This is a genomic window from Paenarthrobacter sp. JL.01a (assembly GCF_025452095.1).
Taxonomy (GTDB): domain Bacteria; phylum Actinomycetota; class Actinomycetes; order Actinomycetales; family Micrococcaceae; genus Arthrobacter.
In genome coordinates this window covers 4,270,775-4,284,328 of record NZ_CP104877.1, presented here as the reverse complement: position 1 = coordinate 4,284,328, position 13,554 = coordinate 4,270,775, and the positions used below count along the sequence as shown (strand labels likewise).

Annotated in this window: 14 protein-coding genes; 11 read left to right on the top strand and 3 right to left on the bottom strand. The window is 65.0% G+C overall.

What is annotated here, in order from left to right; all coding sequences use genetic code 11:
* Positions 1 to 3: 3 nt before the first annotated feature.
* The 8 genes from N5P29_RS20395 (at position 4) to N5P29_RS20360 (ending at position 7,463) form a co-directional block, all read left to right on the top strand.
* Complete coding sequence (locus N5P29_RS20395; RefSeq protein WP_262276587.1) at positions 4 to 636, top strand: RraA family protein; 633 nt, start codon at positions 4 to 6, stop codon at positions 634 to 636.
* Between the two features lie 108 nt (positions 637 to 744).
* Positions 745 to 1,536, top strand: coding sequence for an NAD(P)-dependent oxidoreductase (locus tag N5P29_RS20390; RefSeq protein ID WP_262276586.1), 792 nt, complete (start codon positions 745 to 747; stop codon positions 1,534 to 1,536).
* A gap of 97 nt (positions 1,537 to 1,633) precedes the next feature.
* Positions 1,634 to 2,971, top strand: a complete 1,338-nt coding sequence (locus tag N5P29_RS20385) for a TRAP transporter large permease subunit (RefSeq protein ID WP_262276585.1) — start codon at positions 1,634 to 1,636, stop codon at positions 2,969 to 2,971.
* A 10-nt stretch (positions 2,972 to 2,981) separates the two neighbouring features.
* The gene (locus tag N5P29_RS20380; RefSeq protein ID WP_262276584.1) at positions 2,982 to 3,236 is read left to right on the top strand and encodes a hypothetical protein; all 255 of its coding nucleotides are present in this window, start codon (positions 2,982 to 2,984) and stop codon (positions 3,234 to 3,236) included.
* Positions 3,233 to 4,201, top strand: coding sequence for a cyclase family protein (locus tag N5P29_RS20375; RefSeq protein WP_262276583.1), 969 nt, complete (start codon positions 3,233 to 3,235; stop codon positions 4,199 to 4,201). Before N5P29_RS20380 ends, N5P29_RS20375 begins: the two co-directional genes overlap by 4 nt.
* A gap of 58 nt (positions 4,202 to 4,259) precedes the next feature.
* Positions 4,260 to 5,228: an NAD-dependent epimerase/dehydratase family protein gene (locus tag N5P29_RS20370; RefSeq protein WP_262276582.1), complete on the top strand. Its 969-nt coding sequence runs from the start codon at positions 4,260 to 4,262 to the stop codon at positions 5,226 to 5,228.
* A gap of 4 nt (positions 5,229 to 5,232) precedes the next feature.
* Positions 5,233 to 6,546, top strand: a complete 1,314-nt coding sequence (locus tag N5P29_RS20365) for an LssY C-terminal domain-containing protein (RefSeq protein WP_262276581.1) — start codon at positions 5,233 to 5,235, stop codon at positions 6,544 to 6,546.
* A gap of 158 nt (positions 6,547 to 6,704) precedes the next feature.
* A complete protein-coding gene (locus N5P29_RS20360) occupies positions 6,705 to 7,463 on the top strand; it encodes a polyprenol monophosphomannose synthase (RefSeq protein WP_262276580.1) in 759 nt (252 codons plus the stop codon).
* A 159-nt stretch (positions 7,464 to 7,622) separates the two neighbouring features.
* Here the strand turns inward: N5P29_RS20360 and N5P29_RS20355 are convergent, their stop codons facing one another.
* Genes N5P29_RS20355 through N5P29_RS20345 form a run of 3 tightly spaced genes read right to left on the bottom strand, consistent with a single transcriptional unit; the run spans position 7,623 to position 9,795 of the window.
* Complete coding sequence (locus N5P29_RS20355; protein ID WP_262276579.1) at positions 7,623 to 8,027, bottom strand: RidA family protein; 405 nt, start codon at positions 8,025 to 8,027, stop codon at positions 7,623 to 7,625.
* The gene (locus tag N5P29_RS20350; RefSeq protein WP_262276578.1) at positions 8,024 to 8,785 is read right to left on the bottom strand and encodes an IclR family transcriptional regulator; all 762 of its coding nucleotides are present in this window, start codon (positions 8,783 to 8,785) and stop codon (positions 8,024 to 8,026) included. The genes N5P29_RS20355 and N5P29_RS20350 overlap by 4 nt, the downstream gene beginning before the upstream one ends.
* Positions 8,782 to 9,795: a sugar kinase gene (locus tag N5P29_RS20345; protein ID WP_262276577.1), complete on the bottom strand. Its 1,014-nt coding sequence runs from the start codon at positions 9,793 to 9,795 to the stop codon at positions 8,782 to 8,784. Before N5P29_RS20345 ends, N5P29_RS20350 begins: the two co-directional genes overlap by 4 nt.
* Positions 9,796 to 9,963: 168 nt before the next feature.
* Between N5P29_RS20345 and N5P29_RS20340 the strand changes: the two genes are divergently transcribed.
* From N5P29_RS20340 to N5P29_RS20330, 3 genes are read left to right on the top strand one after another with little or no spacing between them, the layout of a single operon-like run.
* Positions 9,964 to 11,262, top strand: coding sequence for an alanine racemase (locus tag N5P29_RS20340; protein WP_262276576.1), 1,299 nt, complete (start codon positions 9,964 to 9,966; stop codon positions 11,260 to 11,262).
* 8 nt (positions 11,263 to 11,270) lie between these two features.
* Positions 11,271 to 12,914, top strand: coding sequence for an N-acyl-D-amino-acid deacylase family protein (locus N5P29_RS20335; RefSeq protein ID WP_262276575.1), 1,644 nt, complete (start codon positions 11,271 to 11,273; stop codon positions 12,912 to 12,914).
* A complete protein-coding gene (locus N5P29_RS20330) occupies positions 12,911 to 13,546 on the top strand; it encodes a bifunctional 4-hydroxy-2-oxoglutarate aldolase/2-dehydro-3-deoxy-phosphogluconate aldolase (protein ID WP_262276574.1) in 636 nt (211 codons plus the stop codon). The genes N5P29_RS20335 and N5P29_RS20330 overlap by 4 nt, the downstream gene beginning before the upstream one ends.
* Positions 13,547 to 13,554: the final 8 nt, after the last annotated feature.

The window sequence follows — 13,554 nt, the reverse complement described above, 5'->3', positions numbered from 1 at the left end:
ACCATGTCCACTCCCGTCCTCGAAGACCTCGATACGAACTTCCCCCGCCCCGACCAGGACGTTCTTGGCCGCCTCGCGAAATTGCCTGCAGCCAACATCGGCGATGCCATGGACCGCCTGGGGGTCGCCGACTCGGCCATCCAGGCAATCTGGTCCGGCGCACGCCTGGCCGGACCGGCCTTCACCGTCTGGACCCGACCCGGAGACAACCAAGGCATCCACCGGGCCCTCCAGCTGGCCCAAGCCGGCGACGTCATTGTGGTTGCCGGTGGAGGAGATGAATCCAGGGCCCTTCTTGGCGAACTGATCGGCGAGCGGGCCATTAACCTGGGGATCGCAGGCTTTGCCATCGACGGCGCTGCAAGGGACGCCGAGGCCTTGGGCGAGATCGGGATGCCCGTCTTCGCCCGAGCGGTCACGCCGGCCGGCCCCTACAAGAACGGTCCTTCGAGACTTGGCACCCCTGTCTCCTTCGGCGGCGTTCCCGTGTTGCCCGGAGACATCATCATCGGCGACTCCGACGGCGTGGTGGTCATTCCCCGCGAGCAGGCAGCCGCCGTCGCCGATGCTGCCGAAGCCGTCTTCGCCGACGAAAGCAACCGCCGCGCCGCGATCATCGGTACCCGCCAAAAATAAGGCACCGCACCACGGCTTGACCTGCCTGGCCGACTACCCGGCCCGGCAGGTCCCTGTCGCCGTGCCCGCTGAAGCTCCAGCCCTGAACCCCGAACGAAAGACAAGATCATGACAGTTTGCACCGTTATTGGCCTCGGAGAAGCCGGAGCCACGTACGCATCGGCACTGGTCGCCGCCGGCCACCAGGTCAAGGGTTTCGACCCGGTGGCACCCACCACCCCCGCCGGAGTTGTCCGCGCGTCCACTGCCGCTGAAGCATGCCTGGGAGCCGACGTCGTCCTTGTCCTGACCGGAGCCGCGGCAGCCCCGGCGGTCGCAGCGGAATGCCTTCCGTTGCTGGCCAAGGGCAGTTGCTATGCGGACCTCACCTCCTCCTCGCCTCACGTGATGCAGGAATTGAGCCGGATCCCCTCGGAGGCGGACTTTGCCGACGTCGCGATTCTTGGCCCGGTGCCCACCCAGGGCGCCAGGACCCCGCTGATGGTCAGCGGCCCCGGTTCCGAGGCGGTTGCCGCGCTGCTCGCTCCGCTGGGTGCCGACGTCGAAATTGCCGACGGCGAACCGGGCGCTGCGATGGCGCATAAGCTTTTGCGGAGCGTACTGATGAAGGGGCTGGCTTCGGTGGTGGTCGAGGCCGTCACCGCAGGCCGGGCAGCCGGACTGGAAGAGTGGATTCGGGAGCAGATCGCGCGCCAGTTGGCCGGCGACGGCCAAGCCGTCATCGACCGCTTCCTGGTGGGCACCGCCAAGCACGCCCAGCGCCGGTCGAAGGAAATGCAGGACACCGCGGACTTCCTTGCGGACGACCTGAAAGTCCCGGCCGAGATGACGACGGCGGCGGCCGCGGCTTTGTCACGGATAGCCAGCGAAGCGGCAGAGCCGGCGGCAGCAGTGCGCTGAGCTGCAGTATTGCGCTCACGGATACAGCAGGAAGAATCGGGACTAGAGCAACAATGAAGTACTCAGCGCAAACGCGATCCCTGTCAGGAGCAGCATCATGATCGGCATCTGGGCCCTCGGAGCCTATCTCGCCGTGATCCTGCTCTGGACCACGCTGTTCAAGCGCAGCGTCGGTGAAGCCATGATCATCGGATTCCTGGTGGTGTTGCCGTTCACCGGCGCCGCTGCCGCACAGGTCGGCTGGACGTCGCTCTACTCGGCAATGACCGATGAGATCGTCTACGCCACCATGGCCTTCGTGTTCATGGGCTACCTGTTGGACAAAACGGGCGTCCTGGACAAGCTGATCGACCTGCTGAACTCACTGATCGGCGGGGTGAAGGGCGGCCCGGCCTGGGTGTCAACGGTCGCGTCTGCCGGGCTTGGCGGGGTGGTCCACAACCAGGCCGCCATCGCTGCCACCGTGGGTTCGGTAACCATTCCCTGGATGGAGAAGTCCAGGCTGGACAAGCCATCAGCAGCGACGCTTGTTGCAGGCAATGCCGGCATGGGCATCACCTTCCCGTTCAGTGCGTCCATGTTCGTGCTGGTGGGATCGGCCACGGTTGGACCTCTGCTGAACGTCAACGACCTCGTACTGCCCCTGTTGATTGGCGGCTTGTGGTGCTTCCTGCACCGGCTGATCGTCACTTGGCTGTTGGTTCGCAAGAGCGGAATGGCGCCCCTTGATCCTGCCCACCGCCTGGCTGTCCGCACGGCCTTCGGCCAAGGCTGGGCAACGCTGCTCCTCTTCGTGGTGGTGGCAATTCCCCTGATCATCACCTCCGGTGCCATAGCCTCGGCGTTGTCCGACTGGACAGGAGGGGATGTCACGAAATCCCTCAGCATCATCGTGTGGATTCCCGTGGTGCTCATCATTACCGGCGCCTTGTTGGGCCGGAAGTCACTGCCCCGGAACGCGCGGGCCTGGTGGAACCTCCTGCAGAATTCAGCGCCGCGGTTCGGCGTCGTGGGCATTACGGTGGTGTTCGCGTTTGCCGGCGCCAACGCCTTGGCCGCCACCGGGCTGCCGAAGCAGATGACGGCGTTGCTTGGCCAGATGAATCTGCCCTTGTGGCTCCTTGCCATCCTGATCGGGCTGATCGTCATCGCCGTCGCCGCGCCGCTGTCCGCGACGGCGACGATGGCCGCCGTCGGAACTGTCGGCGTCGCTACGCTTGTGGCCGCCGGTGTTCCGGCAACGACGGCGGCTGTGGCGGTACTGGTTTTCTCCTCCTGCGAAGCTGCGGTCCCGCCGGGCGGGGCACCTTTGTACGTGGCGTGCGGCATCGCGGACGTCAATCCCATCAAGACCTTCTCCAGGCTCCTCACACACTATGCCCTGCCTTTGTTGGGTATCGGTGTGCTGATCATCCTGGGCGTCCTTCCCATCTAAGGAAATTCCCATGCAACAGCTGCGACGAGCCGTCCAGGCAGTCTTCGTCATTACCCTCGGGCTGCTTCTGGCAGGAGGGGTGTTGTTCGTGGCCGGCCAGGCCCTCGGCCTGGTTGTGGGCCAGGGCAGTTGGTTGGCGTTCCTCAACGAGTTCTTCAAGCCCGGCATGTGCATCGCGGCTTCGGTGTGCGCCGTTGCCGGGTTCCTGCTCAGCTACACAAGCCCGCAGCGTGCGGACGTGAAACAGGAAGCGACCACGCGATGAACTACCCTTCATATGCCCAACTGCTCCAGCGGGAGGGGCAACTTGCCGGCACTTCCTGGAACCTGTTCCCCGACAAGGACCGCGGAACGCCGTCGTTCATCACCCCTGAGGCTGTGCTCTCGGCCAAGGACTGCATCCGCACCGGTGGGGTCTTTGGGCTGGACTACGCGGCAGATGCGTTCGACCCCGGCATGTCCCTCAAGCGCGGCGCTCCACGGCACATCATCTACTCGGCACATCCGGCCCACCGTGACGACTACCTGGACGGCTACTACCTGCAAGGTTCCACCCAGATCGACGGACTCAGGCACCGCCGGGCGGATGACGTGGGCTTCTACAACGGCACCCCGGACGGCTTGGTCTGCGAAGGTACTGCAGAGCTGGGCATCCAGGAGTGGGCGGAGCAACCCATCGTCGGCAGGGGTGTGCTGGTGGACCTTCAAGGCTACCGAACTGCTGCCGGGGCTCCCATCGACCACGAAGCCGGCGAACCCCTCGGCTTGGAACTGATCCAGGCCGCTGCGGAGGCGCAGTCGCTCGCGTTGGAACCGGGGGACATCCTCATGCTGCATACGGGCTGGTGCGAGTGGTTCCTCGGGCTGCCGGACTTTGGGAAGCAGGAGGTTCGGGCAAGCCGGAAAGCAACCGGAATTGCACAGAGCGAAGAGTTCGTGGCCTGGGCCTGGGACAACCGGCTCTCGGTTCTGGCTGCCGACAACTTCGCCTTCGAGTGCCTGCCGGCTGTGCCGGACAGCCCCTTCCTGGAATCGGCTCCCAATGACAACGGGATGATGCACCAGCAACTCCTGGCCAAACTGGGCATGCCGCTTGGCGAACTGTGGAAGCTCGGACCCTTGGCCCGGCACATGCGCACCACGGGCACGTGGGAAGCCTTCGTCAGCATCAAACCGCTCAACATCGTTGGGGGCACTGGTTCGCCGGCGAATGCCATGGCCCTGCTCTGAAACGGCAAGCCCGGCTACTCTGGAACTCCCAGCTCTACCCAGGAGATGAAGGGAAGCCATGAAAATCGTTGTCATCGGCGGCAGTGGCCACATCGGCTCGTTCCTTGTGCCCAGGCTTGTTCGTGGCGGGCATGAGGTGATCAACGTCAGTCGCGGGAGCAGGACGCCGTACACGGATACCCCCGAGTGGCAGAAGGCCCGCCAGGTAACAGCGGACCGCGGGCAGGAGGACCAGGCGGGCACCTTCGGCGACCGGATAGCGGGACTGGGCGCCGACGTCGTGGTTGACTTGCTGTGCTTCACGCTCGACTCGGCCACAGCGCTGGTGACCCGGCTCCGAGGCGAGGTGGGACATCTCCTGCACTGTGGATCCATTTGGCGCTACGGCGCCAGCATCAAGTTGCCAATAGCGGAAGGCTCCTCTTCCGCCGTCGAACCCCTTGACGAGTACGGCATCCAGAAACGCGACATCGCCCGCATGCTCAAGGACGAGACGGCTTCCGGCGGGCTGGTCACAACCTCGTTGCACCCTGGCCACATCGTGGGTCCCGGCTGGCATCCGGTGGGGCCTTTGGGGAATTTCGATCCCTCTGTCTGGCAGAAGATCTCCGCTGGGCAGACAGTGGAAATGCCCGGGAGCGGCACGGAATTGATGCACCACGTCCACGCCGACGACGTCGCCCAGGCGTTCGAGAAGGCGATCCAGCGTCGCGAAGCCGCAGCCGGCGAAGACTTCAACATCGTTGCCCCGACGGCTTTGAGCGTACGGGGCTTTGCGGGGATTGCTGCTTCCTGGTTCGGCCAGGAACCGCGGTTTGAATCGGTGGGGTGGGAGGAATTCCGGCGGATCACCCCTGACGAGCACGCGGAGGCGAGCTGGGCGCATCTGTCCCGCAACCACTGCCTGACCATAGAGAAAGCCAAGTCGCTGTTGGGCTATGCGCCGCGATATGAACCGGAGCAGGTTGTTCATGAGTCCGTCCAGTGGCTCATCGACAACAAGCACCTCAGCGTCGCCGGAAGTTAGTCCCGTGTACAAGGCACCGACCAGGGAAGTGACCGACACTTGGCTGGATCACGCCTTTTTCATCCTGGGCGGGGCCGCCTCGGTGTGGCTGGCTTTCCTGCTGGTGGGGGAGAGCTTCCACTTGGGCTGGGGCCAGTTGTGGTTCTACTTTTTCTTCTGGGCGTTCCTTGCCTACCTGCTCCTGCCCCGGCTGCACCGCATCCTCACCTCCATCTACGTTCCCGGCTACTTCATTGGACGGGCCCGGACCAGCGACGGACTCCTGGGCGACCCCGTGAACGTTGCGTTGCTCGGCCACGAACCGCAAATCCACGCCATTATGCGTGCCGCGGGGTGGACACAAGCGGACGACGTCACCCTCGGCAGCAGCCGCCGCATCATCAGCTCCACCATCTTCCGGCGCAGCTACTCCGAGGCTCCGGTCAGCCCGCTCTATCTCTTCGACCGGCAGCAGGACTTCGCCTACCAGCAGGAAGTGGACAACAATCCGGGCAAGCGCCACCACGTCCGCTTCTGGCGCTGCCCCGACGGCTGGTTGCTTCCCGGCGGACACAAGGTGGACTGGCTCGCCGCCGGAACCTACGACCGCAGCGTCGGATTCTCACTCTTCACCCTCCAGATCACGCACAAGATCGAGCAGAACACCGACGTCGAACGGGACCACATTGTGCGGACAGTGTCCGACGCCCAGCCTGTTGTGACGGTCCAGGTCATCAAGGACTTCTCCACCGGCTACCACTCACGCAACGGCGGCGGGGACTCGATTTCCACCGATGGCGACCTCCCCATCATCGACGCACGCCGGGTACTGGTCCCGGCGAACCAGCCTTCCCGCCCTACGGACAGCCGCGACCGCCGGCCGGGCCCCACCATGATGGGCGCGGCTTTGGTGGTCGCCAGGTCCGTCGCGGCCTTCGTCCTCGCGCTGACGCTTTTGACCTCTTCCGAAGTGTTCACGGAACTCACCACCGACGGCGACCCCCTTGACCCGCAAACCACGACGGCGGTGGTCACCTTTATTGCCGTGGTGGTCCTGCTGTTCGGGCTGGGAGAGATTTTCCTGGCTTGGCGGATTTTCCTCGGCAGCAACGGGGCGCGCGTGATCGCGATGGGGTTGAGTTCCATCTCCGTGGTGGTGCAGGCCATCGACTACTTCACTGGAAGCGCCAACATCACCCTGGAAGCCGGCCTCTCCGGCCTGGCTACTGACATCCTCGTCCTCCTGGCACTGTCCAGCCAGCGGGCCAGGGTGTACGCCAAACGGCAGCGGGTTCCGGCGGTTCCCGCGTCCGTGGTGGGCCGGCGCGTTCCTTCCTGACCTTCTTTGAGGCCGTGCCGCATGAGACACGCCGTTGTTTGCGGCGTGTCGGGGCAGTTTCCCCTTCAAAGTAGGTGGTGACGGTACGGGTTATGAGCTCCCTCAGCTGGGCTCAATAGACTGGGCAATTATCGAATTCCGAATTGGGGACCCAAGTCTTGACTGCTGTACATCCGAAAATAACTGTTGTTGTGCCCACCTACAACGAGCGGGAGAACCTGCCGGTGCTCGTCGCGCAACTCCAAGCTCTGGCCATGCCACAACTCCACGTGCTTGTTGTTGACGACAATTCACCCGACGGAACAGGGACGGTGGCGGACCAGCTGGCAGCAGATTCCCAGGGCGCAGTGTCCGTCCTGCACCGAAAGGAAAAGAACGGGCTGGGACGGGCGTACGTGGCCGGAATGACCCAAGCACTGGAGGTGGACGCCGACATCATCATCCAAATGGACGCCGACTTGTCCCACCCGGTGTCCACTATTCCCGTCATGCTCGACCGGATCAGTACGTCCGACGCCGCGCTCGTCATCGGTTCGCGCTACGTCCACGGCGGGTCCACGGCTGCGGAGTGGCCGTGGCACCGGAAGGCGCTCTCGGCCTGGGCTAACTTCTACGTGAGCGTGATCCTGGGCTTGAAAGTCAAAGATGCGACGGCGGGATACAAGGCCTGGACGGCGTCCGCCCTGCGCCAAATAGATGTGGCGTCGATCCATAGTGACGGCTACTCATTCCAGGTCGAGATGAACTACCGGGCAGCCCGGCATGGCCTCACCATCGTGGAGGTTCCAATCCACTTTGAGGAGCGGGTGGAAGGGGCCTCCAAAATGAATCTCCGCGAGCAGCTTGAGTCGGCGCTCACCCCGTGGAAGCTCCGCTTCCGGAAGGCAGAAGCACCTGACCGGGTGACCACCTCTTAACGGCTCGACGGCGGCACTCCTGGTGAGTGCCGCCGTCGGGCGTGTTTTCCACTTGAGCGAGCGTCCCCGTCAACTGGGTGGGATGTGCGTGAGCGTTCGGCTCAAGCGGGTGGGATGTGCGTGAGCGTTCGGCTCAAGCGGGTGGGATGTGAGCGGGCGTTAGGCGGTGACGGCCAGTGCGTCGATTTCCACCAGCATGACCTCGTGTGGGAGGTCCACGAACACCGTGGTGCGGCTGGGCAGCAGACCGCTGGGGACGTTTTCCTTGATGAATTCGCCGTAGACCTCGTTCATGGCGGCGAAGTCGTCGCGGGTGGTGAGGTAGACACGGAACATCAGCACGTCTTCAACGGATGAGCCGCCTGCTTCGAGGATGGCCTTGACGTTTTCCAAGGTGCGGCGGGTCTGGACGCGGACGTCGCCTTCGCCGATGTACTGGTTGGTGGCCGGGTCCATGGGGCCCTGGCCGGACACCTGGAACATGCCGCCCTTCTTGATGCCCTGGGAAAATACGTGGGCCGGGGCGGGGGCGTTTTCGGTAAGTACTACGGTCTTTTCACTCATGCTGAGTTCCTTTCGTGGCTGATCCAGCCGAGGTCGTTTGAGATGGCCTCGGTGCTGGCTTTGAGGTCGGGCAGCAGCTCCAGCAATCCTTCATAGCTGAGCATCACTACCGGTACCGAACAAGAGGCTGCGGCCACGACGGCGCCGCTGGCATCGCGGATGGGGGCCGCGATGCAGTGCACGAAGGCTTCGTGCTCGGCGTTGTCGTGCGCCCAGCCTTGTTCCTTGACCAGCTCCAGCTCCGCCAGGAGGGCAGAGGGCGAGGTCAGGGTGTTTTCGGTGACTTTGACGTAGTCCAACCCCGCGGCGATCTTTTCCTGCCGGCTCCGCGGCATGTCGGCGAGGAGGACTTTGGACACAGCGGCCGAGTGCAGCGATGCAGTGAGGCCGATGCGCGAGTACATGCGGACGGGGTGGTGGGACTCGAACTTGTCGATGTAGACCACCTCGTTCCCTTCAAAGGCGGCAAGGTGGATGGTGTGTCCGGTCTTGCCGTTGAGATCGGCGAGATGCGGGTGTGCCACCTTGCGGATGTCGCGTTGTTCGAGCGCGAGCGAGGACAGTTCGAACAGCTTGGAGCCGAGCATGAACCGCTGGTCCTCGTCCCGCACCACCAGGCGCTTTTCCTCGAGGGCGTGCAGGAGCCGCATCACGGTGGTCTTGTGCACGGAGGCCTTGGACGAGAGTTCGTCCAGGGTTGCTGGTTTGGCGGCGAGTTCGCCAAGCAGGTCGATGGCCCGCATCAGGCTCTGGCTCAAGGTGTCACGCTCCGGGTGGTGTTGAAATGTCCGTCTTCAACATGGATAGCAGCCCAAGCGTCATCGGAGGAATCGAGGATGGCTGCAAGTTCATCCGCCGGAGGCAGCGGCCCCCGATCGCCGTGGACCGTCAGTGTGCAGGCGGCGGCAACGTGGCCGCGGCGGAGGCTCTCCTTTTGGCCCAGCCCGTAGAGGAGTCCGCTGAGGTAACCGGCGGCGAAGGAGTCACCGGCGCCAACAGGTTCGACGACGGCGACGGACAGCGCGGGGACCTCTTCCCGGGTGCCGGCTTTGTCCAGCGCAATGGCACTGATGGCTTCGTTCTTGATCACCAGCACACCGGGCTCCGGCATGAGCCTGCGGAGTTCGGCTTCGTCGGTGGTTCCGAAGGCGTGCTCGGCCTCGTCTTTGCCAACCAGCACGACGTCGGCCAGGTTCGCCAGCCGCTGCAGGACGCCGCGATCCTGTCCTGCCCAAAGGGCTGCCCGCCAGTTGACGTCGAAACTGATGATGCGTCCATCGCGGGGCGCGGTGAGCAAGGCTTCGAGCAGGGAAAGGCAATCGGGGGACAGCGCGGCGGTGATCCCGCTCAAGTGGATCAGCGAAGCGTTGTCCAGCAGCGAGGAGACTGCAGGGTTCGAAAGAGTGTCCCGTCCCATGGCCGAAGCCGCTGATCCCTGCCGGTAGTACAGCACCGAACTGCCGCCGTCGGGGTCTGACTCCTGGGCCGGCACCTTGACGTAGAGGCCGGTAGGGCGCTCAGCGTCGACCTCCACTCCGGAGACTCCTACGCCGTGGTCGCGGAGGTCGTTGAGGATGCGGGTGCCGAAGCCGTCGTGCCCGACGCGGCTGACCCAGTGGGTCTCCAGGCCCATGGCGGCAAGGCCCATGGCGACGTTGGATTCCGCACCGCCGATCCCGCAGTGAAGCTCGGAGGCCATGTGCAGGGGAACGGCTTGGGCGGGGGTCAGCATCGCCATCGTTTCGCCGACACATACAGCTGAAAGCACTCGTTCTCCCATGGTTCGCGCGCTTCGCAGCGGCCTTGACTCTCGATCCGCCACCATGTTAGACATATCACCATCAGGTTTGCAACCAGCGTTGCAAAATACGCAACGCAAGCATAAGCAGCCCACAACGCAGCTTCAACGCCGCAGCACCGCGAAGGGAATCAACGCGTGGACACTTCCAAAGCCATCTCGGCAACCGCCGTGGCAACCTTGGCCGACCGCCGGCTCGACTGGCATCACAAGGCCATTCCCGCCAACGCCAACGGGACCACGCACGCAGAATTCCTCCGCGAAAAGCACACGCTCGCGGACCTCCAGACTCCGCTGCTCACACTCGATGCGCGGGCGCTCGCCGCCAATGCGGATCGGCTGGCGCAGTGGTGCGCCGCAAAGGGTGTGTTGCTCGCTCCCCACGGCAAGACCACGATGTCGCCGCAACTCTGGACGGAGCAGCTCAACCGCGGGGCGTGGGGCATCACCCTGGCCAACTTCGCGCAACTCCGGGTGGCCCGGGAGTTCGGCGTTCAGAACCTGCAGCTCGCCAACAGCCTCACCGATCCGCAGGCGATCCAGTGGGTCGCGGAGCAGGACTCCACCATCCTGTCCTGGGTGGACTCGGTGGAGACTGTCGCCCTGATCGAGCGGACGCTGGCGGGAACCGGGGCGGTGCTGGATGTCCTGGTGGAACTCGGAGCGCACGGTGGCCGGACCGGGGCCCGCGGTGTGGAGGCCGCACTCGAGGTTGCCCGGGCCGTTGATGCCGCGCAGCACCTTCGCTTGGTGGGCGTTGCCGGCTATGAAGGCTCGCTCGCGCACACAGCGGACGACGCCGGCCTGGCCGCCGTCCGGGGCTACCTCGCCGACATGCGGCTGCTCCACGAGGAACTCCTCGCGGCTGGGCTGTACGGCGCGGTGTCGGTGTTTATTACCGCCGGCGGCAGTGCCTACTTCGACGATGTGGTGACGGTTCTCTCCCCGGCCATCAGCACCGGCGCAGAAACCGGAGGGCCGTCGGTTGATTTGATGATCCGCAGCGGCGCCTACATCATCCACGACGACGGCTTCTACCGCGGGATCTCGCCATTCTCCCGGGTTGGCGATCAGCCGTTCCACGCAGGAATGTACGGTTGGGCGCGCGTCGTTTCGCAGCCTGAGCCGGGACTGGCGATCCTCGACGCCGGCAAGCGCGACCTCCCCTTCGACGAAGGCCTTCCCGAGCCGCAACTCATCGGCCCTGTGCTCGGCGGAGCCATGGAAGCGTTGGCCGGCGGGGAGATCACCTCCGTCAATGACCAGCACTCCTTCATGACCTTCGACCCCCAAACCACCACTGTCCGCCCCGGCGACGTGGTCCGGCTGGGCCTGTCCCACCCGTGCACGGCGTTCGATAAGTGGACCGTCATCCCGGTCCTGGCCGACACCAACAGTGACCAGACCGTCGTCGACGTCATCCATGCCTTCTTCTAGGACTCCCCATGAAGACCCTCATCAGCAACGCCACCCTGGTGGACGGAACCGGAGCGGACCGCCGTGCCGCCGACGTCCTGTTGGACGGCGCGGTGATTGCCGCCGTCGTCGGCGCCGGTAGCCTCACCGCAGCCGAAACCGGCGCGGACCGCGTCATCGATGCCACAGGCTTTGTCCTGAGCCCGGGGTTCATCGACATGCACGCCCACTCGGACCTGCAGTTGTTGGTCAACAAAGACCACTACGCCAAACTCAGCCAGGGCGTCACCACGGAATTGCTCGGGCAGGACGGGCTTTCCTACGCCCCCGTGGACGATGCGACGTTGGCCGGCGTCCGGGAGAAGATCGCGGGTTGGAACGACAATCCGGCCGGCTTTGACTGGAACTGGCGGACCGTGGGGGAGTACCTCGATCGACTGGACACCGAGGACGAGGCCGGTCGTATCGCCACCAACGCCGCCTACCTGGTGCCGCAGGGAACCGTCCGCGCGATGGTGATGGGCTTCGCCGAGGGTGACCCGACGCCGGAGCAACAGCAGCAGATGCAGGACGTCATCCGGACCGCCATGGAGGAAGGCGCCGTGGGCATGAGTTCGGGGCTGACCTACACGCCGGGAATGTACGCGCAGACCGAGGAACTCGCCGGACTGTGCCGCGTCGTTGGTGAACTTGGCGGCTTCTACGCACCCCACCACCGTTCCTACGGCAAGGGCGCCCTGGGTGCGTACGCCGAGATGATCTCCTTGAGCCGCGATACCGGCTGCGCCCTGCACTTGTCCCACGCCACCATGAACTTCGCCGAAAACAAGGGCCGCGCCGGGGAACTCCTGGACCTCATCGACGAAGCGCTGGAGCAGGGCGTCGACATCACCCTGGACACCTACCCCTACCTTCCCGGCGCCACCACCCTTTCGGCGATCCTCCCGAGCTGGGCGTCATCCGGCGGAACCGAAGCCACCCTGGCCCGCCTGGCCGACCCCGAAACCCGCGCCCGCGTCCGGGAAGCCGTCGAGATCTACGGCTCCGACGGCTGCCACGGCGTAGCGGCCGAATGGGACACCCTGGAAATCAGTGGCGTCCAGAACCCGGCGCTTACGGGATTCGTGGGCAAGACCATCAAGGATATTGCGGCTGAAAGCGGCCAAGAGGCGTTTGATGTCTTCACGCAGATCCTCACCGAAGACCGCCTCGGCACAGGCATCCTGCAGCACGTTGGCCATGAGGAAAACGTTCAGGCCATCATGAAGCACCGCACCCACACGGGTGGCAGCGACGGGCTCCTGGTCGGTGCCAAGCCGCACCCCCGCGCCTGGGGCACGTTCCCGCGCTACCTCGGCCACTACTCGCGCGACCTCGGGCTCCTCAGCCTCGAAGAGATGGTCCATCATCTCAGTGGCAGGCCTGCCGCCCGACTCAAACTCCACAACAGGGGACTGGTCCGCGAGGGGTTCGCCGCCGACGTCGTACTTTTCGATCCCGAAACCGTCCGCGATACCGCCACGTTCCAGAATCCCCGCCAGGCCGCCAGCGGCATCCAGTACGTGTTCGTCAACGGCACGGCAGCGATCGACGGCGGCCAGCCCACCGGAGCGCGCGCCGGCCGCGCCCTCCGCCGCCACAGCGACGGCCTCACCAGAGAAGGACAACAATGACCCCCGAAGAATTCGTCCAGCAGCTCGAAACCGACCGCACGCTCGCCGTGGTCCGGGCGCCCTCCATCACGGACGCGGCAGACCTCTGCCGGGCGCTGGCCCAGGGCGGCATCCGCAGCGTCGAGCTGACCTTCACCACGCCGGATGCGCTCAAGCACGTCAAGCGCGCGGCGGAGACCGCAGCCGACCATGGTGCCGCCGTCGGAATCGGTACGGTGATGACTGCGGACCAAGCCCGCGCAGCCATCGACGCTGGTGCCCAGTTCCTGGTGACGCCCGGACTCCGGCCTGAAGTCGCGGCCGTTGCCGCGGCGGCGGGCATCCCGTTCAGCCTCGGCGCCATGACGCCCACGGAAGTGGCTCAGGCGCTGGACCTCGGCTCGGACGTCGTCAAGATTTTCCCCGCCCGACAGCTCGGACCGGCGTATCTGAAGGATCTGCAGGGGCCCTACCCGGGCATCCGCTTGCTTCCTTCCGGGGGCATCGACGCCTCCAACGCAAAGAGCTACCTCGACGCCGGTGCTGCCGCAGTCTGCTGCGGCACCAGCGTGGTCCCGCCCGCGGCAGTCGCTGCCGGCGACTGGGCAGACATCGCGGCGCGTGCCGCAGCCTTCACCAGCACCCTCAAGTAGGACTCACC

Bases quoted from the DNA above. Each gene is read 5' to 3' on its own strand.
- N5P29_RS20395 (WP_262276587.1), top strand. From the start codon at position 4: ATGTCCACTCCCGTCCTCGAAGACCTCGATACGAACTTCCCCCGCCCC.
- N5P29_RS20390 (WP_262276586.1), top strand. From the start codon at position 745: ATGACAGTTTGCACCGTTATTGGCCTCGGAGAAGCCGGAGCCACGTAC.
- N5P29_RS20385 (WP_262276585.1), top strand. From the start codon at position 1,634: ATGATCGGCATCTGGGCCCTCGGAGCCTATCTCGCCGTGATCCTGCTC.
- N5P29_RS20380 (WP_262276584.1), top strand. From the start codon at position 2,982: ATGCAACAGCTGCGACGAGCCGTCCAGGCAGTCTTCGTCATTACCCTC.
- N5P29_RS20375 (WP_262276583.1), top strand. From the start codon at position 3,233: ATGAACTACCCTTCATATGCCCAACTGCTCCAGCGGGAGGGGCAACTT.
- N5P29_RS20370 (WP_262276582.1), top strand. From the start codon at position 4,260: ATGAAAATCGTTGTCATCGGCGGCAGTGGCCACATCGGCTCGTTCCTT.
- N5P29_RS20355 (WP_262276579.1), bottom strand. From the start codon at position 8,027: ATGAGTGAAAAGACCGTAGTACTTACCGAAAACGCCCCCGCCCCGGCC.
- N5P29_RS20335 (WP_262276575.1), top strand. From the start codon at position 11,271: ATGAAGACCCTCATCAGCAACGCCACCCTGGTGGACGGAACCGGAGCG.
- N5P29_RS20330 (WP_262276574.1), top strand. From the start codon at position 12,911: ATGACCCCCGAAGAATTCGTCCAGCAGCTCGAAACCGACCGCACGCTC.